The sequence below is a fragment of the Enterobacter asburiae genome (assembly GCF_001521715.1).
Classification (GTDB): domain Bacteria; phylum Pseudomonadota; class Gammaproteobacteria; order Enterobacterales; family Enterobacteriaceae; genus Enterobacter; species Enterobacter asburiae.
Genome location: NZ_CP011863.1, coordinates 857421 through 877413, shown reverse-complemented (window position 1 = coordinate 877413; position 19993 = coordinate 857421). Strand labels below are relative to the sequence as shown.

Annotated in this window: 16 protein-coding genes and 1 pseudogene; 6 read left to right on the top strand and 11 right to left on the bottom strand. The window is 56.9% G+C overall.

Annotated elements, in window-relative coordinates; genetic code table 11:
* Position 1 precedes the first annotated feature (1 nt).
* Positions 2–721 (bottom strand): annotated as a pseudogene (locus tag ACJ69_RS04320) (EAL and HDOD domain-containing protein); the annotation flags it as partial.
* Between the two features lie 55 nt (positions 722–776).
* Between ACJ69_RS04320 and ACJ69_RS04315 the strand changes: the two are divergent.
* A protein-coding gene (locus tag ACJ69_RS04315) for an IS1 family transposase (protein WP_223274117.1) occupies positions 777–1474 on the top strand; the annotation gives its coding sequence in 2 pieces (ribosomal slippage) (positions 777–1026 and positions 1026–1474; 699 coding nt in all).
* 24 nt (positions 1475–1498) lie between these two features.
* Positions 1499–3382, top strand: a complete 1884-nt coding sequence (locus ACJ69_RS04310; RefSeq protein ID WP_059346496.1) for a methyl-accepting chemotaxis protein — start codon at positions 1499–1501, stop codon at positions 3380–3382.
* 45 nt (positions 3383–3427) lie between these two features.
* On the opposite strand, the gene cobB is transcribed toward ACJ69_RS04310, so the two are convergent.
* Genes cobB through lolC form a run of 5 tightly spaced genes read right to left on the bottom strand, consistent with a single transcriptional unit; the run spans position 3428 to position 8366 of the window.
* Positions 3428–4249, bottom strand: coding sequence for a Sir2 family NAD+-dependent deacetylase (gene cobB, locus ACJ69_RS04305; RefSeq protein WP_054829824.1), 822 nt, complete (start codon positions 4247–4249; stop codon positions 3428–3430).
* A gap of 14 nt (positions 4250–4263) precedes the next feature.
* Complete coding sequence (gene nagK / locus ACJ69_RS04300; protein ID WP_054829823.1) at positions 4264–5175, bottom strand: N-acetylglucosamine kinase; 912 nt, start codon at positions 5173–5175, stop codon at positions 4264–4266.
* Positions 5176–5228: 53 nt separating this feature from the next.
* Positions 5229–6473 (bottom strand): lipoprotein-releasing ABC transporter permease subunit LolE, encoded by a 1245-nt coding sequence (lolE, locus tag ACJ69_RS04295; RefSeq protein WP_059346493.1) that lies wholly within the window; start codon positions 6471–6473, stop codon positions 5229–5231.
* On the bottom strand, positions 6473–7174 hold the full coding sequence (gene lolD / locus ACJ69_RS04290; RefSeq protein ID WP_059346491.1) for a lipoprotein-releasing ABC transporter ATP-binding protein LolD: 702 nt from the start codon (positions 7172–7174) through the stop codon (positions 6473–6475). Before lolD ends, lolE begins: the two co-directional genes overlap by 1 nt.
* Complete coding sequence (gene lolC, locus ACJ69_RS04285; RefSeq protein ID WP_032668182.1) at positions 7167–8366, bottom strand: lipoprotein-releasing ABC transporter permease subunit LolC; 1200 nt, start codon at positions 8364–8366, stop codon at positions 7167–7169. Before lolC ends, lolD begins: the two co-directional genes overlap by 8 nt.
* A 256-nt stretch (positions 8367–8622) precedes the next feature.
* Here lolC and ACJ69_RS04280 point away from each other — a divergent pair, with 256 nt between their 5' ends.
* From ACJ69_RS04280 to ldtC, 3 genes are all read left to right on the top strand, one after another.
* Entirely contained in the window at positions 8623–9696 is a 1074-nt protein-coding gene (locus tag ACJ69_RS04280; RefSeq protein ID WP_054829822.1) for an acyltransferase family protein, read from the top strand.
* Positions 9697–9845: 149 nt separating this feature from the next.
* Positions 9846–13292 (top strand): transcription-repair coupling factor, encoded by a 3447-nt coding sequence (gene mfd, locus ACJ69_RS04275; protein WP_059346490.1) that lies wholly within the window; start codon positions 9846–9848, stop codon positions 13290–13292.
* Between the two features lie 583 nt (positions 13293–13875).
* A complete protein-coding gene (gene ldtC / locus ACJ69_RS04265) occupies positions 13876–14841 on the top strand; it encodes a L,D-transpeptidase LdtC (RefSeq protein ID WP_047648091.1) in 966 nt (321 codons plus the stop codon).
* A 75-nt stretch (positions 14842–14916) separates the two neighbouring features.
* Here the strand turns inward: ldtC and bhsA are convergent, their stop codons facing one another.
* Positions 14917–15174 carry a multiple stress resistance protein BhsA gene (bhsA, locus tag ACJ69_RS04260; RefSeq protein ID WP_023616599.1) on the bottom strand — a complete coding sequence of 86 codons (258 nt, stop codon included), beginning with the start codon at positions 15172–15174 and terminating at the stop codon, positions 14917–14919.
* A gap of 244 nt (positions 15175–15418) precedes the next feature.
* On the opposite strand from bhsA, the gene ACJ69_RS04255 reads away from it, so the two are divergent.
* Positions 15419–16054 carry a TetR/AcrR family transcriptional regulator gene (locus ACJ69_RS04255; RefSeq protein WP_054829820.1) on the top strand — a complete coding sequence of 212 codons (636 nt, stop codon included), beginning with the start codon at positions 15419–15421 and terminating at the stop codon, positions 16052–16054.
* A 59-nt stretch (positions 16055–16113) separates the two neighbouring features.
* Here ACJ69_RS04255 and ACJ69_RS04250 read toward each other — a convergent pair whose 3' ends face one another.
* From ACJ69_RS04250 to nagZ, 4 genes are all read right to left on the bottom strand, one after another.
* Positions 16114–16653 carry a glycine zipper 2TM domain-containing protein gene (locus ACJ69_RS04250; RefSeq protein ID WP_008500779.1) on the bottom strand — a complete coding sequence of 180 codons (540 nt, stop codon included), beginning with the start codon at positions 16651–16653 and terminating at the stop codon, positions 16114–16116.
* A gap of 193 nt (positions 16654–16846) precedes the next feature.
* Positions 16847–18151, bottom strand: a complete 1305-nt coding sequence (locus ACJ69_RS04245) for an NAD(P)/FAD-dependent oxidoreductase (protein ID WP_059346489.1) — start codon at positions 18149–18151, stop codon at positions 16847–16849.
* Between the two features lie 238 nt (positions 18152–18389).
* On the bottom strand, positions 18390–18932 hold the full coding sequence (gene ycfP / locus ACJ69_RS04240; protein WP_008500781.1) for an alpha/beta hydrolase YcfP: 543 nt from the start codon (positions 18930–18932) through the stop codon (positions 18390–18392).
* A gap of 34 nt (positions 18933–18966) precedes the next feature.
* Positions 18967–19992, bottom strand: coding sequence for a beta-N-acetylhexosaminidase (gene nagZ / locus ACJ69_RS04235; RefSeq protein WP_054829825.1), 1026 nt, complete (start codon positions 19990–19992; stop codon positions 18967–18969).
* Position 19993: the final 1 nt, after the last annotated feature.

Genomic DNA, 19993 nt, shown 5'->3' with positions numbered 1-19993 from the left:
ATTAACTGACCGCATTCTCCCCTGCCCAGATTGTCGCCTTTCTCATCGCCTCAACCACCTCCTCATCCGACAGACCCAGCGCCTCACGAACCCGGGTAGCCTCGTCCCACTGCTGCTGTTCATAGTAACGGCACAGGCTCACCATATCGGCTAACCGTCCCTCCTGATGGCACAGCGCATTGCTCACGCTCTGCGGGACCGCAATTTGCTTCATCAACTCGGCCATCGGCTGTTCGAGGAGGGTATCGAGCAGAGAAAACAGGCCGCACATGAAGGCATTTTCAGCCAGCGTCGGTTCGTTCATCGTCTCGGCTATCAGTTCGCAGAACTTGCCGCGCATCATGCTCAGCGGGTAAAGCTCGCTGACGGTGTCATTGCCCGCACTGGCGAGGACCACGACGGCAACAAACCGCCTCAGCTGGTTTTCCCCGAGGTATCTCAGCACTTCGCTCAGGGTTAACTTACTGAAATTACAGGCACCGATATGTTTAAATGCGGTGTGTTTCATGTAGCGCATAATCTTATAGGACAGGGTGAGATCGGTTTTAATCAACGACTCGACGATCCGAAAATCGGGTTTATTGCGTCCGACCTCCATTTGCAGCCGAAAAATCGCCAGCTGATTTTGCGATAGCCGTTTATATTTAATGACCTCCGGACGGCAGAAAAAATAGCCCTGAAACAGCGAGAATCCCTCTTCCCGGTATTGGCTGAATTCCTCGGTAATGGTGCCAACTTACTGATTTAGTGTATGATGGTGTTTTTGAGGTGCTCCAGTGGCTTCTGTTTCTATCAGCTGTCCCTCCTGTTCAGCTACTGAAGGCGTGGTGCGTAACGGTAAAAGTACTGCCGGACATCAGCGCTATCTCTGCTCTCACTGCCGTAAAACATGGCAGCTACAGTTCACTTACACCGCTTCTCAACCCGGTACGCATCAGAAAATCATTGATATGGCCATGAATGGCGTCGGATGTCGCGCCAGTGCACGCATTATGGGCGTTGGCCTCAACACGATTTTACGACACTTAAAAAACTCAGGCCGCAGTCGGTAAACTCACGCATACAACCGGGCAGTGACGTCATTGTTTGCGCGGAAATGGACGAACAGTGGGGTTACGTCGGCGCTAAATCACGCCAGCGCTGGTTGTTTTACGCGTATGACAGGATACGGAGGACGGTTGTGGCGCACGTATTCGGTGAACGCACGTTGGCCACGCTGGAGCGTCTTCTGGGCCTGCTGTCGGCCTTTGAGGTCGTGGTATGGATGACGGATGGCTGGCCGCTGTATGAATCACGCCTGAAGGGAGAACTGCACGTTATCAGCAAGCGATATACGCAGCGCATTGAGCGGCATAACCTGAATCTGAGGCAGCATCTGGCAAGGCTGGGCAGGAAGTCACTGTCGTTCTCAAAATCGGTGGAGCTGCATGACAAAGTCATCGGGCATTATCTGAACATAAAACACTATCAGTAAGTTGGAGTCATTACCAAGACGTTGATGCTGTTGTCCATTTTCCTCACCGTAACGGTGGGCTTTACGGCAACGATCGGTTTTATGATGTGGCAGTGGATGGCGCAGCAGGAGGTTCTGGCCAAAAAACATATCCGCCAGATTGCCGAGGTGCAATCGTTGCAGGTCAGTAAACAGCTGGATTCTGCCCTGACTGCCGCCCGGGATATGGGCAACAGCGCCCTGGCGCTGCGCGAGGCGGGCGTATCCGAACGCCAGAGCCTGAACCAGCTGCTCATCCACTACCTTTCGGCTCACCCGCAGTTTCTCTCCATGTCGATGGCCTTTGAGCCTAACGCGTTCGACGATAAAGATGCCGTCTGGGCCGGTCAAAGCGGTGAAGATCCTGCCGGGCGCTACGCCCGCTACGTCGACCGGGACGCCACCGGCAAACCGGCATTACACCTGCTGACGGACATCGAAACCCCCGGCAGCGGTGATTATTATCTGCTGCCGAAACAACGGCATAAAGATGTGATCATCGAGCCCTATATCTATCCCTACAACGGCGTGGACGTGATGCTCACCTCGATTGCCGCCCCCATCATGCGTGACGGTCAGTTTCTGGGCTCGGTCACCTCGGACTTCTCCCTCGCCACGCTGCAATCGACGATCGGCGCGATTAAACCGTGGAACGGCGCAGGCTACGCCCTGCTCCTCTCCGCGGGTAATAACGTGGTGTCCAGCCCGGACAAGCGCGCGGCAGGCAAGCCTTACGCCGGTCAGATTACCGGTCATGACGTCACCCGGGTAAGCGATCCGCTGCTGAAGGAGGATGTGTTCATCACCTGGCAGGACATCGCCGTCGGTAATAGCCAGACGCCGTGGAAACTCGCCATTATCACGCCGGTCAGCGAAGTGATGGCCGAAGCGCGCGCATTTTTACTGAAAGCCATCATCATGATGGTGTTAAGCATCGTGGCGGTTAGCCTGGTCATGGCACAGATCTTCACCCGCAAAGTTGACCGTCCGGTTGGGGGTGAACCTTCGGAAGCCGCCGGGATCGCCCTGGCCGTTGCCCGGGGGGATCTGAACAACACCATCCCGGTGCGTTCCGGAGATACCCACAGCATTTTTTACGCCCTGCACACCATGCAGATGCAGCTCAAGCGCATCGTCGACAATATCAGCGAAGCCAGCCACTCCGTACACGGCGGCACCAGCGAAATTTCGGCGGGCAACCTTGACCTCGCCTCGCGAACCGAAGAACAAGCGGCTGCGATTGTTGAAACGGCAGCCAGCATGGAAGAGATTTCGGTCACGGTGAAAAATAATGCCGACAACGCCCACAAGGCGACCACGCTGACCGATCGCGCCGCGAGCCTCGCCGGGCATGGCGAAACGCTGGTAAACGACGTAGTCGTGGTGATTGGGGAGATTGATGAGAGCGCGCGTAAGATCGGCGAGATTAACAGCATTGTCGACGGCATCGCCTTCCAGACCAATATTCTGGCGCTGAATGCTGCCGTTGAAGCGGCACGGGCAGGCGAACAGGGGCGCGGCTTCGCGGTAGTCGCTGGGGAAGTGCGCAATCTTGCCCAGCGAAGCGCCAACGCGGCAAAAGAGATCTCTCAGCTGATTGCCGAGTCCTCGGGCCGCGTAAGCAAAGGCGTTGAGCTGGTCAATGAAACCGGGGTGATGATGAAACAGGTGATTGAAGCGGTGTCGCATGTGCATCTGGTCATCAACGATATCGTTCAGGCGCTGGACGAGCAGAATCGCGGGATTAGCCAGGTCAGCACCGCCGTTAACCAGATGGACAGTACAACCCAGCAGAACGCCTCGCTGGTTCAGCAGATCTCAGCGGCGGCGCTCTCGCTGGATGAGCAGGCTAAATCGCTCGAGAAGACGCTGGCGTTCTTCCATTCATAAATAAAAAGGCACCCGCTGGACGGGTGCCTTTTCAGGCGATTGCCGCTACAGCCCTTTCAGCAGCTTGTCGACAAACTCCGGTACGACCGTACTTGCCAGACCGTAGTGTTTCTCTTCAAACTCGCTGCCCACCTGGCTTGGCTCAAGGTTGAGTTCAACCGTATGCGCACCGTGCAGTCGCGCTTCGTGGACAAACCCCGCCGCCGGGTAAACATGACCGGATGTGCCGATGGCAATAAACACGTCGGCCATCGCCAGCGCGCTGTAGATATCATCCATTCCCAGCGGCATTTCGCCGAACCAGACCACGTGCGGACGCAGGCGCGACGGGAACTGGCAGCAGTGGCACTTATCCTCAGGCAGCACGTCCTCTTGCCAGTCCAGCACCTGACCGCTCCAGGCGCAGCGAACCTTAAGCAGCTCGCCGTGCATGTGGATGATGTTCTTGTTACCGGCCCGCTCGTGCAGGTTGTCGATATTCTGCGTCACCAGCAGAAAACGATCGCCCAGCGCCTCTTCCAGCTTCGCCAGCGCCAGATGGGCCGCATTCGGCGCGACTTCAGGCTGCTGAAGCTGGCGGCGGCGGGCGTTGTAAAACGCCTGCACGAGATCCGGATCGCGGGCAAAGCCTTCCGGCGTGGCCACATCCTCCACGCGGTGCTCTTCCCACAGCCCGTCCGCCGCGCGGAAGGTTCGAATTCCTGACTCGGCGGAGATCCCCGCTCCGGTCAGCACCACGACTCTGGGTTTATCCATCGCTTCTGGCATCATTCTGTCTCTGAAAAAGATCCGCTGGCGCAAGCGCTCACGCAAGCGGCGTTTGTTTTTGCGAAAACGGCTGAGTCGACCCTGGCGACGCGACAGCATAGAAACCTCGTAAACTAATCGGTGAGATGAAGGAATGCGGCTCCGCGCATGCCTCCTGCGTCCCCGTGTCGCGCGCGTTCAATACGCGGCACGCGGGCAACCGGCAATAAATGTCGGGGCAAACGCCCGGACAACCGTTCCGTAATCGCGGTAAAGTTTGACAGCCCTCCCCCGATCACCAGCAGATCCGGGTCGACGATGGTGAGAATATTTCCCAGACACACCGCCAGCAGATCCAGATAACGCTCGACGTGCTCGCACGCCTGCGCATCCCCTTGCTCCCACAGGGTAATGATTTGAGGGGCCTCAAGTTTCTGATGATAGAAGTGTTCGTAAAGCCATGCAAACCCGCGGCCGGAGAGGTAGTTCTCAATACAGCCGTGCTGGCCGCAGCCGCAGCGGGTCAGCGGGAAATCGCGCCCCACGACTTCCAGGGCATCCACCGGCAGACGGATATGACCAAATTCGCCGGTGATGTAGCTTCGCCCGGTGATTGGCTTCCCGTTGATCACAATCCCCCCGCCGACGCCGGTCCCGAGGATCAGCCCCATCACCAGCGGATATTGGCGGAATTCATCATCCCAGGCTTCGGAGAGCGCAAAGCAGTTAGCATCATTGTCTAAACGCACGTCGCGTTCAAGAAGGGCAGAGAGATCGGCGCGGAGCGGTTTACCGCTGGCGGCAGGCACGTTGGCGGCATACAGCGTGCCGTCGTCGGTTTCGGGCATACCCGGAATGCCGATGCCGACGCTGCCTTTCACGCCAAAGCGTTCATCGGCCTGCGCCACCAGCGCGGCAATCGCGGTTAAAAATTCGTCGTAGCTTTCGCGCGGCGTGGGTAGGCGGGTTTCCCACTGTAGCCTGAGATCTTTATCAAACACGCCGAGCGCAATCTTGGTGCCGCCAATATCAAATCCGTAATACATAACGCATTCCTCTTTTAACCTGGCGGCCCGAAAGCCGCTAGATCATGACGTAATTACTGGCCACTTAATACCCTCGCCGGATCAATTCGGCTTGCGCGACGCGCCGGATACCAGCTTGCCAGCAGACTCAGTAAAAGTGCTGTAACCAGCACATAAAAAACGTCCAGCCAGTGCAGTTCAGACGGCAGGAAGTCAATAAAGTAGATATCACCCGACAGGAACTGGTGACCAATAAGCTTTTCGATCCCGTTGATAATTGGCGTCAGCTGCAGGGAAACCACCACGCCAATCACCACGCCGCACAGGCTGCCGAACAGCCCCGCCAGCAAACCGTACCAGACGAAGATGGCGCGAATAAGACCGTCTTTCGCCCCCAGCGTACGCAGCACGGCGATGTCGCCGCTCTTGTCCTTGACCGCCATCACCAGCGTCGAGACGATATTAAAGCACGCCACACCAATCACCAGCACCATCGCCAGATACATAATGGCGCGAATCATCTGGATATCACGGTACATATAGCCGTAAGTGCCGATCCAGCTCTTGATGTAGACATAGTTATTGGTCACGCTGCCCGCGTCGCGGACCAGCTTGTTGGCGTTAAAGACGTCGTTCACCTTGATGGCAATGCCCGTCACGCTGTCGGCCATGTCGAGATACTGGCGTGCATCCTCCATCGGCACCATTGCAAAGCTATGGTCAAGCTGACCGCTCAGCTGAAGAATACCGGTGACGTGCAGGCGCACGCGCTTAGGCTGCTGCAGCTTGTGGTCGGCGCTGGCGTTCGGGATCATGATTGATACCCAGTCGCCCTGCTTCACCTTCAGGGCATCGGCCACGCCTTTACCCATGATGATCTGCTGCTCGCCGGCCTTAAAGTTGGCCCACGCGCCGTTCTGCACATAGTCTGGCAGCGCGCTGAGACGCGCTTCCTGGGCGGGATTGACCCCTTTCACCTGAATGGCGCGCAGGTTTACCCCACTCTCTACCAGCCCGGTAAAGTTAATATAGGGCGCGGCCGCGGCAATGCCCGGCACTTTTTCGACTTTGGTGAGCGCATCGCTCCAGTTAGTCCACGGCTGGTTAACCGGCTCGATCTCCCCGTGCGGCACTACCGCCAGAATGCGGTTATTCAGCTCGCGCTCAAAGCCGTTCATGGCGCTTAAGCCCACAATCAGCACAGCCACGCCCAGCGCAATACCGATGGTCGAGATGACGGAGATCAGCGACACCATGCCGCCGCGACGGCGGCCGCGGCTAAAACGTAAACCGATGAGTAACGATAACGGTGACACCATTACTCTGCTCCCATCATGGTCAGTTCCGCGTTCAGATGGCCGTCGCGCATCTCAAGCTGACGCCCCATGCGTTTTGCCAGCTGCAGATCGTGGGTTACGACGAGAAACGCGGTGCCCTGCGAGGCGTTCAGCTCGCCCAGAAGCTGGAAAATACTGTCCGCATTGCGGGCATCCAGGTTACCGGTAGGCTCATCCGCCAGCACCAGACGCGGGTTGTTGACCAGCGCACGGGCAATCGCCACGCGCTGGCGCTCACCGCCGGAAAGCTCAGAGGGACGATGGTTACCGCGATGGCCCAGCCCTACCGCTTTCAGCATGTCGCTGGCGCGAGCGTTAATTTCTGCCGGTTTCTTTTTACCAATCAGCAGCGGCATCGCCACGTTTTCCAGCGCCGTGAAATCCGGCAGCAGATGGTGGAACTGGTAGATAAAGCCCAGCTCGCGGTTACGCAGCTCTGCCTTCGCCGCGGAGGACATTTTGCTCATCGGCTGGCCGGAGAAAATCACGTCGCCATTCGTTGGCGTATCCAGCCCGCCCAGCAGATGCAGCAGCGTGCTTTTACCCGAGCCGGAGCTGCCGACAATCGCCATCATCTCGCCTTCGCCCACGCTGAAGCTCACATTGTGCAGCACGTCGGTTTGCACAGAGCCTTCCTGATAGCGTTTGGACAGGTTGTCGCATTGCAACAGGATCTTATTCATAACGTAAAGCCTCAGCGGGTTGAGTGGCGGCAGCGCGCCAGGAAGGATAAAGCGTAGAAAGCAGCGCAATGGCCATCGCGGCCAGCGCAATACCGACCACCTGCAGCGGCTCGATAGCCACCGGCAGCGCCGCGCCGTCGAGAAGAGCGCCGATGATCGGCATTAAGTTATTAAGCTGGCTGGCAAGCAAGGCCCCCAGCACGGCACCGAGCAGCGCGCCGATGATGCCTGCGCTGGCCCCCTGCACCATAAACACCGCCATGATCTGGCGCGGCGTGAGCCCCTGGGTTTGCAGAATGGCGACTTCGCCCTGCTTCTCCATCACCATCAGGCCCAGCGAGGTAATGATGTTAAATGCGGCCACGGCCACGATCAGGCTCAGCAGCAGCCCCATCATATTTTTTTCCATCCGCACGGCCTGGAACAGTTCGCCTTTACGCTCGCGCCAGTCCTGCCATTTGGTGCCGTCCGGCAGTTTTTGCTGGCTGAGGGTATCGACCTTCAGCGGCGCGTCGAGCCACAGGCGCCAGCCGGTGATATTCCCTGCCGGGTAGCGCATCAGGCGTGAAGCGTCCTGAATGTTAACCAGCATCTGGTAACCATCGACTTCGCTGTTGGCGGCAAAGGTACCAATCACGTTGAACAGACGCTGGCTTGGCAGGCGCCCCATCGGCGTAAACTGGCTGGCAGAAGGCACCATCACGCGCAGCTGGTCGCCACGGTTGACGCCAAGCTGGCCGGCAAGCTGTTCGCCCAGAATCACGTTGTATTTTCCGGCTTCCAGATCGGTCTGCTTCACGTTAACCAGATACGGCGTCAGCGGATCGTTTTGCGCCGGGTCAATACCCAGCATCACGCCGACCGCCACGCTGCGGGCGCTTTGCAGCACCACGTCACCGGTCGTCAACGGCGCTACGCGCGTGACACCCTGTAGCTTCGCCGCGCTTTCCGGCAGCTGTTGCGGGTTAACCGAACCGTTGGATGATGAAAGAACGGCCTGCGGCATCAGCCCCAGGATGTTGTTTTGCAGCTCGCGTTCGAAGCCATTCATGACGGAAAGCACCGTCACCAGTGCCATCACGCCAAGCGTAATGCCAATAGTCGAAAGCCAGGAGACAAAGCGACCGAATCGGTCCGCGGCGCGCCCACGCATGTAACGTAAGCCTATGAAGAGTGCGACAGGTTGATACATGAAATCCGTCTGTTTGCTGATAGCAGACCCACGAGTATATAAGCGAATCCGTTAAGCGTAAATGACTGAAACAGTAAGCTTTGGTAATCATTCTTCCGAAAAAATCAGAGAAATCAGGGTGCTATTGTCTGAATACTCACCTCGCAACCTCCACCTTTTCCGAAAAACCGCCGGATACAGACTGTTACCCATTACATCCCGGCTTCGTTTTACAACAATTGCTCGTTCGTTTATGGCAATAAGGTAGTGGCGAATAATGAAGCAAAAAGCATTATGGATTAACCAGATAAAAGGGCTGTGTATCTGCCTGGTGGTTATCTATCATTCGGTTATCACGTTTTATCCGCATCTGATCGGGCTACAACACCCGCTCTCCGGCCTTCTCGCCAAATGCTGGGTCTATTTTAACCTCTATCTCGCACCGTTTCGTATGCCGGTCTTCTTCTTTATCTCCGGCTATCTGATCCGTCGTTATATTGACGAAGTGGACTGGCGAACCAGTCTCGACAAGCGGATCTGGAGCATTGTCTGGGTCCTGGCGCTGTGGGGCGTTCTGCAATGGCAGGCGTTGACCCACCTGAACGCCTGGCTGGCGCCCGTGCGTGAGCTTGCCACCGCGTCGAACGCGGCCTACGCCGACTCGTTCTCAGGATTTGTACGGGGTATGCTGACCGCAAGCACCAGCCTGTGGTATCTGTATGCCCTGGTGGTCTACTTCACGCTGTGTAAACTGCTGAGCCGCTGGAAGCTGCCGGTACTGGGACTGCTGGCGCTGGCAAGCATCGCGATTAACTTCCTGCCGCTGCCGTGGTGGGGAATGAACAGCGTGGTACGCAACATGATCTACTACAGCCTCGGGGCGTGGTATGGCGCAGAGCTGATGGCGTGGATGAAAAGCGTCAACCTGCGCCGCATCTGGCTGGCAACCGGGGCTTTCGCCGCCGTCTCCGTGGTGCTGTGGTTTGCTAACGTTCCGCTGCTGCTCTCATTGCTGTCGATTGTGCTGATCATGAAGCTGTTCTACAGCCTTGAGCAGCGCTATGCCGTTCACCCGAACAATCTGCTGAACGTGATTGGCTCAAATACCATTGCGATTTATACCACCCACCGCATCCTGATTGAGGCCTTTAGCCTGTTCCTGATTGGCGAAATGAATGCCGCCTCGTGGCCGGTCTGGGCAGAGCTCACCCTGGTGCTGGTCTACCCGTTTGCCAGCCTGCTTATCTGTACCCTTGCCGGGCTCGGAGTGCGTAAAATCTCCACCGCGCTTTTTGGAGACGTTTTCTTCTCTCCTCCGTCTACGCTGACCCTGTCACCTTCAACGCGTTAACGCCCTCTCCGCCCCCGTTTCGGGGGCGTTTAGCCCTGCCGTGCGGTTACGATTTGCTTATGTAAAACGATCGAGGATAATAAAGACATTGCGTATCAGTGATATGCCCCAATAATGTTGGTATATCCATAAGAGACTCTGACATAGCCATGCCTGAACACTATCGTTATTCCTTGCCTGTCAAAGCGGGCGACCAGCGCCAGCTGGGTGAACTCACGGGCGCGGCGTGCGCCACGCTGGTGGCGGAAATCGCCGAGCGTCATCCAGGCCCGGTGATTCTGGTTGCCCCGGATATGCAAAACGCCCTGCGCCTGCACGATGAAATTCGCCAGTTCACCGATAGCCTGGTGTTCAGCCTGGCCGACTGGGAGACGCTGCCGTATGACAGCTTCTCTCCGCATCAGGAGATCATCTCCTCGCGCCTGTCGACGCTCTATCAGCTGCCGACCATGCAGCGCGGCGTGCTGATTGTGCCGGTGAATACCCTGATGCAGCGCGTCTGTCCGCACAGCTATCTGCACGGTCACGCGCTGGTGATGAAAAAAGGCCAGCGCCTCTCCCGGGATGCCCTGCGCGCGCAGCTTGACGGTGCCGGCTATCGCCACGTCGACCAGGTGATGGAACACGGGGAATACGCGACCCGCGGCGCGCTGCTCGATCTTTACCCGATGGGCAGCGACCAGCCGTATCGTCTGGATTTCTTTGATGATGAAATCGACAGCCTGCGCGTATTCGACGCCGACACGCAGCGCACGCTGGAGGAAGTAGAGTCCATCAATTTACTGCCCGCGCATGAGTTCCCCACGGACAAAACCGCTATCGAGCTGTTCCGCAGCCAGTGGCGCGATAAGTTCGAGGTGAAGCGCGACGCGGAACATATTTATCAGCAGGTCAGTAAAGGCACGCTTCCTGCCGGGATCGAATACTGGCAGCCGCTGTTCTTCAACGAGCCGCTGCCTGCCCTGTTCAGCTACTTCCCGGCGAATACGCTGATTGTCAACACCGGGGATATCGACGCCAGCGCCAGCCGCTTTGAAAGCGAAACCCGCGCCCGCTTTGAAAACCGTGGCGTTGATCCGATGCGTCCGCTGCTACCGCCGGAAGCGCTGTGGCTGCGCACCGAGGAGCTCAACGCCGAACTGAAGCGCTGGCCGCGCATGCAGCTGAAAACCGATTCGCTTGCCGATAAGGCCGCCAATACCAACCTGGCCTTCCGGACGCTGCCGGACCTGGCCGTTCAGGCGCAGCAGAAATCCCCGCTGGATAATCTGCGCAAGTTCCTGGAGTCCTTCACCGGCCCGGTAGTGTTCTCCGTTGAGAGTGAAGGCCGCCGCGAAGCGTTAGGTGAACTGCTGGGACGCATTAAGGTGGCGCCGAAGCGCATCCTGCGTCTGAGCGAAGCGACCGGAAACGGTCGTTACCTGATGATTGGTGCCGCCGAGCACGGGTTCATCGACACGCTCAACAACCTGGCGCTGATTTGCGAAAGCGACCTGCTGGGCGAGCGCGTCGCGCGCCGCCGTCAGGACAGCCGTCGGACCATCAACCCGGACACGCTGATCCGTAACCTGGCCGAGCTGCACCCGGGCCAGCCGATTGTTCACCTGGAACACGGCGTTGGGCGCTATCAGGGGATGACCACGCTGGAAGCGGGCGGCATCAAAGGTGAATACCTGATGCTCACCTACGCCAACGACGCCAAACTGTATGTCCCGGTCTCCTCCCTGCATCTGATCAGCCGCTACGCGGGGGGCGCCGAAGAGAATGCGCCGCTGCACAAGCTGGGCGGCGATGCCTGGGCGCGCGCGCGCCAGAAGGCGGCGGAAAAAGTACGCGACGTGGCCGCCGAGCTGCTGGATATCTACGCCCAGCGCGCGGCCAAACAGGGCTTCGCCTTTAAGCATGATAAAGAACAGTACCAGCTGTTCTGCGACAGCTTCCCGTTTGAAACCACGCCGGATCAGGCCCAGGCCATCAACGCCGTGCTGAGCGATATGTGCCAGCCGCTGGCAATGGACCGCTTAGTCTGCGGCGACGTCGGCTTCGGAAAAACCGAAGTGGCGATGCGCGCCGCCTTCCTTGCGGTGGAAAACAACAAGCAGGTGGCGGTGCTGGTGCCGACCACCCTGCTCGCACAGCAGCACTTCGATAACTTCCGCGACCGTTTCGCCAACTGGCCGGTACGTATCGAGATGCTCTCGCGTTTTCGCAGCACCAAAGAACAGACGCAGATCCTCGAACAGGCAAGCGAAGGCAAAATCGATATTCTGATCGGCACCCACAAGCTGCTGCAAAGCGACGTGAAGTGGAAAGATCTGGGGCTGCTGATCGTCGACGAAGAGCACCGCTTCGGGGTGCGTCATAAAGAACGCATCAAAGCGATGCGCGCCGACGTCGATATCCTCACCCTGACCGCAACGCCAATCCCGCGAACCCTCAACATGGCGATGAGCGGCATGCGCGATCTGTCGATTATCGCCACGCCGCCGGCGCGCCGTCTGGCGGTGAAAACCTTCGTCCGCGAGTACGATAATCTGGTAGTGCGGGAGGCTATTCTGCGTGAGGTGCTGCGCGGAGGTCAGGTCTACTATCTCTACAATGACGTGGAAAACATCCAGAAAGCGGCTGACAGGCTGGCGGAGCTGGTGCCGGAAGCGCGCATCGCTATCGGTCACGGGCAGATGCGCGAGCGCGAGCTGGAACGGGTAATGAACGACTTCCACCACCAGCGCTTTAACGTGCTGGTGTGCACCACCATCATTGAGACCGGGATCGACATTCCGACGGCAAACACCATCATCATTGAGCGTGCGGATCACTTTGGCCTGGCGCAGCTTCACCAGCTGCGCGGCCGCGTCGGGCGTTCGCACCATCAGGCCTACGCCTGGCTGCTGACGCCGCATCCGAAAGCGATGACCACCGACGCGCAAAAGCGTCTGGAAGCCATCGCCTCGCTGGAAGACCTGGGCGCAGGCTTTGCGCTGGCCACGCACGACCTCGAGATCCGCGGTGCCGGCGAGCTGCTGGGTGAAGACCAGAGCGGCTCCATGGAGACCATCGGCTTCTCGCTCTATATGGAGCTGCTGGAAAACGCGGTTGATGCCCTGAAGGCCGGGCGCGAGCCGTCGCTGGAAGATCTCACCAGCCAGCAGACCGAGGTCGAACTGCGTATGCCTTCCCTGCTGCCGGACGATTTTATTCCGGACGTGAATACCCGACTGTCGTTCTACAAGCGCATCGCCAGCGCGAAGAAGGAGAACGAGCTGGAAGAGATTAAGGTGGAGCTGATTGACCGCTTTGGCCTGCTGCCCGATCCGGCGAGAAATTTGCTGGATATCGCGAGACTGCGCCAGCAGGCGCAAAAGCTGGGGATCCGCAAGCTCGAAGGCAATGAAAAAGGCGGCGTGATTGAATTCGCCGAGAAGAATCACGTCAACCCGATGTGGCTGATCGGCCTGCTGCAAAAACAGCCGCAGCATTTCCGTCTGGATGGTCCAACCCGTCTGAAATTTACCCAGGAGCTGACGGAGCGCAAAACCCGTATGGACTGGGTGCGTAACTTTATGCGTCAGCTGGAAGAGAACACGATCGCTTAACCTTCCTTCCCCCTGTTAACTGAGAAAATCCCAGTAGTTTATTAACCGGAAGCGATGAAAGTTGCTTCCGGAAAATGAACAGCTTACAGCGACACCCTGGTCCGGCTGTAAATCGCTGAGGCGTTTCCTGCAGGCCGGGGCGAGGCGCAGGGATGCGCCGAGAGGGCGGGCTTTACAGGGATGTTACCTCCGCCCGTCCCCGAAAAGCCGGAAGGAATAAGTCGAAGGTACCGCGTAGCGGCGATTTACCGCCGGGAGCCCGGGTCGCCAGGGTGGTGGCGACTGAGCCACCCTGGCACGTTCACCGGTCATGTCGTTACAGAGTAGCAAGGAACATAAAGTGAACGGAATGACCACCAGAGCCGTATGTTCCCCCTCACCCCAGCCCTCTCCCTCAAGGGAGAGGGGGTCGTCCGTGCAGGCATTATTTTATGGGATCCCTTCCCCCTGTTAGCCCGGCGCTACGGGGGGACAATTTACAAACTCTTTGCACTTCACCCGATCTTCCCGACACACCCATTCGCCATAATTATGTTTAACGCCTTATAAAACAATAACCTTATCATTTATATGGATTATGGTGATGATGACCTCTTCGCGTTTTACTCGCTGGATGACCCTGTTTGCGCTGGCAGCCACCGTCGCGGTTGCGCTTCCCGCTCGGGCAAACACCTGGCCCCTTCCCCCTCCCGGCAGCAAGGTGGTGGGTGAAAACCGCTTTCATGTGGTTGAAAATAATGGTGGTTCACTGGAAGCGATTGCCAAAAAATATAACGTCGGTTTTCTGGCCCTGCTGCAGGCGAACCCCGGCGTCGATCCGTATGTCCCGCGCGCGGGCAGCGTACTGACCATCCCGTTACAGACCATCCTGCCGGACGCCCCGCGCGAGGGGATGGTGATAAACCTCGCCGAGCTGCGCCTGTACTATTACCCGCCGGGTAAAAACGAAGTGACGGTCTACCCTATCGGTATTGGTCAGCTGGGCGGCGACACGCTGACGCCGACGATGGTCACCACCGTCTCGGATAAACGCGCGAATCCAACCTGGACCCCGACGGCCAACATTCGTGCCCGCTATAAGGCCCAGGGGATCGATCTTCCTGCCGTGGTGCCGGCTGGTCCGGATAACCCGATGGGGCACCACGCGATACGCCTCGCGGCATACGGCGGCGTCTACCTGCTGCACGGAACGAATGCGGACTTTGGCATCGGCATGCGCGTCAGCTCCGGCTGTATTCGTCTGCGCGATGACGATATCAAAACGCTGTTCAACGTCGTTACGCCGGGAACCAAAGTGAATATTATCAATACGCCGATTAAAGTTTCAGAGGAGCCCGGCGGCGTGCGGCTGGTTGAGATTCATCAGCCGTTATCGAAAAACATTGGCGACGATCCGCAGACGCTGCCCATTAACCTGAATGCCGCGATGGTAAGCTTCAAAACGAATGCGAATACCAACAGCGTGGTGATGGAGCGTGCGATGGAAGCCCGGTCAGGTATGCCGACCGATGTCACCCGGCATCACGATGTCGTCCAGCAGCCGATGTAAATCAGAAATAAAAAAACGCCCTGCTAAGCAGGGCGTTTTTTATTGCAGTGGCATAAATGAGGGTTTATGCCCGGCTTATTTGTAGATGACCGCAGTGCCGTGCAGGGTGTTAGGACCGGTCACAGAGGTGATACGGTAAGATTTTGCACCCATCTCTTGCGCTTTCTGCGCCAGCTGATCTTCCAGGGAACCCAGGTTAGTACCGGCAGACGCAGAGATAGTCCCGACTTTATGCTGGTCAGCAGGCGTAGATTGCACTTGTACAGCAGCAAAGCTTGCGAAAGAGAGTGAACTCAGGACAGCGGCAGCGATGAGGGTTTTTACGTTTTTCATGATGTTTACCTTTAGCAGATGAATTTGGAGGTCGTTAATCATTTAGTTAACGATCGATAGGTAAATAATAAATGTGATCCAGGTCACGCGTCAACATAATTTTATAACGAGCGTTAACTTAATTTTAAAATTGTTATTTTTCATACATATATGATTAATTTATTTTTAAGCATTCTGCGCTGGTGGTGGGTTGCGTTTATTTTTATAATGGTCATTCACCAAACCAACAGAGGACCAACGGCAAATGACAACCGATGTCACGAGTTGTGCGAAGAAAAGCCGTGGCCGACCAAAAGTGTTTGACAGGGATGCAGCGCTTGATAAGGCCATGACTCTCTTCTGGCAACATGGGTATGAAGCAACCTCGCTTTCCGATCTGGTAGAAGCCACCGGAGCCAAAGCGCCGACGCTGTATGCCGAATTTACCAATAAAGAGGGGCTGTTCAGGGCGGTGCTGGACAGATACATTTCGCGCTTTGCGGCGAAACACGAAGCCCAGCTGTTCTGTGAAGAGAAAAGCGTTGAACAGGCGCTTCGCGACTATTTCACCGCCGTCGCGACCTGCTTCACCAGTAAAGAGACGCCTGCGGGCTGCTTTATGATTAACACCTCTGCCACTCTTGCGGCGTCATCCAAAGAGATTGCCAATACGGTGAAATCGCGGCATGCCATGCAGGAAGAGACGCTCAGCGCCTTTCTGGCGCAGCGCCAGCAGCGCGGTGAAATCCCCGCGCAATGCAACCCTCAGCTGCTGGCACAATACCTGAGCTGTATTTTGCAGGGGATGTCGATCAGCGCCCGCGAAGGGGCCACGCTGGAAAAACTGCAGCATATTAGCGAAACCACGCTGCGGCTGTGGCCTGAGCTACTGAAAACCTGAAGCAAAAAAAAGCTCCTCAGCCTGAGCGCATGAGGAGCTAAATTCAGAGAACATCTTTTTTACACTTTGTTATTCAGAACCAGCTGGCCATTTCCATCCAGTGGAATTTGCGTGCCCGGGTCTTTATCCATGCGGATTTTGCCCTGCTGATCGCCAATTTTGTACGTCACGTCATAGCCCAGCATTTTTTCCGACTTGTCATAGACGGTTTTGCAGCGTTGCTGAGTCGTGGTGTAGGTATCATTATCCTGCATCGCGCCTTGCACCTGGTTACCGGCATAGCCGCCACCCAGCGCGCCGACCACGGTCGCTACGTCTTTACCCCGGCCGCCGCCAAACTGGTGACCAATCACGCCACCCGCTACCGCACCAAGAACAGAACCGGCAATGCGGTTTTCATCCTGCACCGGACGACGGTGCGTCACGGAGACGTTACGGCACTCCTGACGAGGGGTTTTCACGGTTTCTTTAATCGGTGTAGCAGAAACCACCTGTGCATACTGCGGGCCGCGATCTAATACGTTGAGACTGGCAACGGCAGCCACACCTAACGCAGCCGCGACGCCAATCCCTATACCCGCCAACATTGATTTATTCACGGGACTTCCTCCTTTGTTGCTATTGGTAACAATTTTGCAATGGAGGCCGCGCTTCGCCAATCAGATAAAGGATCAAAAAAAGGGCGTTGAGAGGAGATATATTGTATTTAGGAGAACTCTTAAGCAGTCAAACTGTGATCTACAGCATGAAATGCTAAAAACTCCCTCCAGAGGGCCCGGAGGGAGTGAAAGATTAGTGCAGCTTCAGACGCGGACGGATCACGCGGTTGATTCTGCCCACCAGCATCATCAGCCCGGTTTTGAAATAGCCGTGCAGCGCAATCTGGTGCATGCGGTACAGGGAGATATACACGAAGCGGGCAATGCGCCCTTCTACCATCATTGAGCCGCGCATCAGGTTGCCCATCAGGCTGCCGACGGTAGAGAAGTTTGACAGCGACACCAGTGAACCGTGGTCTTTGTAGATATAGGCTTTCATTGGCTTGCCTTTGTACTGCGCCAGAATGTTGTGCAGCACAAGGCTTGCCATCTGGTGAGCGGCCTGCGCGCGCGGCGGCACGAATCCACCTTCAGGACGCGCACAGGAGGCACAGTCACCGATGGCAAAGATTTCAGGATCGCGCGTGGTTTGCAGCGTTGGCTCGGTTACCAGCTGGTTAATGCGGTTCGTTTCCAGACCGCCGATCTCTTTCATAAAGTCAGGCGCTTTGATACCTGCCGCCCAGACCATCAGATCCGCTTTGATATATTCGCCGTCTTTGGTGTGCAGGCCGCCTTCGTCGGCGCTGGTCACCATGGTTTGCGTCAGCACCCGCACGCCCAGCTTGGTGAGCTCATTGTGCGCCGCACCGGAAATTCGCGGAGGCAGCGCGGGCAGGATGCGTTCACCGGCTTCAACCAGCGTGACGTTCAGCGCTTCGTTAGTTAACCCTTTGTAGCCGTAGCTGTGCAGCTGTTTCACCGCATTGTGCAGCTCCGCAGACAGCTCAACGCCGGTCGCACCGCCGCCGACAATAGCGATATTCACCTTACCGTTCGCACCCATATTGCTGGTGTACTTCAGGAACAGGTTCAGCATTTCCTGATGGAAACGACGCGCCTGGTGCGGGTTATCGAGGAAGATGCAGTGCTCTTTCACGCCCGGCGTGTTGAAATCGTTGGAGGTACTGCCCAGCGCCATGACCAGCGTGTCGTACGGCAGTTTACGCTCGGGAACCAGCAGCTCCCCTTTTTCATCGCGCAGCTCTGCCAGGGTGATGGTTTTGCTTTCACGGTTGATGTCCACCACCGAGCCCAGCTGGAACTGGAAATGATGGTTGCGCGCGTGCGCCAGATAGCTGAGCGCGTCCACGCCCTCATCCAGAGAGCCTGTCGCTACTTCGTGCAGCAGCGGTTTCCACAGGTGGCTGTGGTTACGATCCACCAGCGTAATTTTGGCTTTTTTACCGCGACCCAGCTTCTTGCCCAGCTGTGTAGCCAGCTCCAGCCCGCCAGCACCACCGCCTACAATCACTATCTTTTTCAATGGCGTAGTCAACGTGACCCCCTCAAATTATTAACCAATTGTTAATTAAAAGTTATAAAAATAACCCTTAATTAACAACAGGTTACAGCACTGAAACCATTCAGGTGCATTGAGAATACCACGTCAGGCGCATTGGTCATACCAAAATTGATATGCATCAAGTTTTGATGGCTTAAAAGTAGACAATTCTGGTCAAAAAGAAAGCCCGGAACGCTTTCGCGGCCGGGCTTTGATGCCTGCGGGTATAGGGTTAACCCAGCGTTTTAAACGCTTTGATGCGCTGCAGATGCGGGGAGATGTTTTTGAACTTGTGGGTCTGTTCTTCGTCCCAGACGATCTCATAGTAATGATGCAGGAGCTCTGCTGCCCGATGGCTGTTGAGCGCTTCATCATTACGTGAAAGGATCACCAGGCAGCGGTCGCGGTTTTTCTCACGAAAATTGCTGACGCACTTGGTCGCAATATCGACATACTCTTCCGGACGGTCAATTTTGCCTTCCATGTTCTCGTTCGGGAACAGGTTGGGATTAAACACCACCTGGCGAATGTCGCACAGGAAGCCAATCCGCTCCGCCCAGTAGCCGCCCAGCCCCACGCCGCAAATCAACGGGCGATCGTCGACGTTGAGCTGCAACATCTTGTCCACCTCTTTGAGCAGATGCTGCATATCATGCTTCGGATGGCGCGTGCTGTAGCTGATCAACCGTACATCCGGATCGATAAACTGCAGCTGCAGCACCTTCTCATGATTACCAGGACTGTTTGAGTCAAAACCGTGTAAATAGATGATCATCGTCTTCTCACCACGCTACGCCTTCCGGGAGGGTTTACAGGCTGGCTTTATGTGCCTGCCAGCGCTCATTCAGGTCTTCAAGCCGGGCGTTGACCGTCTTCCAGCGCGCCGAATCCATTAGCTCCTGACGGCTAAATGAACCTTTATGATACAATTGTGTAACACGCTCTGCATTGATCGGCGACAGGTTATCCAGCACGCTAACGGCACCTTTACGATTATTGCAGACCAGGATCATATCGCAACCCGCATCCAGCGATGCCTGACCGCGTTCAGCGTAGCTGCCCATGATCGCGGCCCCTTCCATCGACAAATCGTCAGAGAAAATCACGCCGTTGAAACCGAGTTCCTGACGCAGAACGGTTTTCAGCCAATGCGGAGAACCGCTGGCAGGACGCGGGTCGACGTCGCTGTAAATCACGTGCGCGGGCATAATGGCATCCAGCTTTTTGTCGGTGATAAGCGACTGGAAAACCGACATATCTTTGGCGCGAATCTCCGCTTCCGGACGCGGATCGCGCGGGGTCTCTTTGTGAGAATCCGCCGTCACCGCCCCGTGCCCCGGGAAGTGTTTCCCGGTGGTTTTCATTCCGGCATCGTGCATGCCGTCGATGAACCGGGTCGCCATTGCCAGCGCAATACGCGGATCTTCATGGTATGAACGCTCTCCGATAGCAGCGCTGATATGCCCTACATCCAGCACCGGGGCAAAGCTGATGTCGATATCCATGGCAATCATTTCGCTGGCCATCAGCCAGCCGGCCTCCTGCGCCAGTTTTCCACCCTCTTCCGTGCCGAGCAGCGCGGCAAATGACTGGGCTGCCGGGAGACGGGTAAAACCGTCGCGAAAACGCTGCACGCGCCCGCCTTCCTGATCGACGGCCACCACCAGATGGTTACGCGACGCGGCGCGGATCTGACGCACCAGCTCACGCAGCTGCGCCGGATCGTGATAGTTGCGGGTAAACAGGATCAGGCCACCCACCAGCGGATGCGCCAGAATTTCACGCTCCTCCGCATCCAGCTCAAACCCTTCTACATCCAACATGACTGGACCCACA

Bases quoted from the DNA above. Each gene is read 5' to 3' on its own strand.
- ACJ69_RS04310 (WP_059346496.1), top strand. From the start codon at position 1,499: ATGCTGTTGTCCATTTTCCTCACCGTAACGGTGGGCTTTACGGCAACG.
- cobB (WP_054829824.1), bottom strand. From the start codon at position 4,249: ATGCTGTCGCGTCGCCAGGGTCGACTCAGCCGTTTTCGCAAAAACAAA.
- nagK (WP_054829823.1), bottom strand. From the start codon at position 5,175: ATGTATTACGGATTTGATATTGGCGGCACCAAGATTGCGCTCGGCGTG.
- lolE (WP_059346493.1), bottom strand. From the start codon at position 6,473: ATGGTGTCACCGTTATCGTTACTCATCGGTTTACGTTTTAGCCGCGGC.
- lolD (WP_059346491.1), bottom strand. From the start codon at position 7,174: ATGAATAAGATCCTGTTGCAATGCGACAACCTGTCCAAACGCTATCAG.
- lolC (WP_032668182.1), bottom strand. From the start codon at position 8,366: ATGTATCAACCTGTCGCACTCTTCATAGGCTTACGTTACATGCGTGGG.
- ACJ69_RS04280 (WP_054829822.1), top strand. From the start codon at position 8,623: ATGAAGCAAAAAGCATTATGGATTAACCAGATAAAAGGGCTGTGTATC.
- mfd (WP_059346490.1), top strand. From the start codon at position 9,846: ATGCCTGAACACTATCGTTATTCCTTGCCTGTCAAAGCGGGCGACCAG.
- ldtC (WP_047648091.1), top strand. From the start codon at position 13,876: ATGATGACCTCTTCGCGTTTTACTCGCTGGATGACCCTGTTTGCGCTG.
- bhsA (WP_023616599.1), bottom strand. From the start codon at position 15,174: ATGAAAAACGTAAAAACCCTCATCGCTGCCGCTGTCCTGAGTTCACTC.
- ACJ69_RS04255 (WP_054829820.1), top strand. From the start codon at position 15,419: ATGACAACCGATGTCACGAGTTGTGCGAAGAAAAGCCGTGGCCGACCA.
- ycfP (WP_008500781.1), bottom strand. From the start codon at position 18,932: ATGATCATCTATTTACACGGTTTTGACTCAAACAGTCCTGGTAATCAT.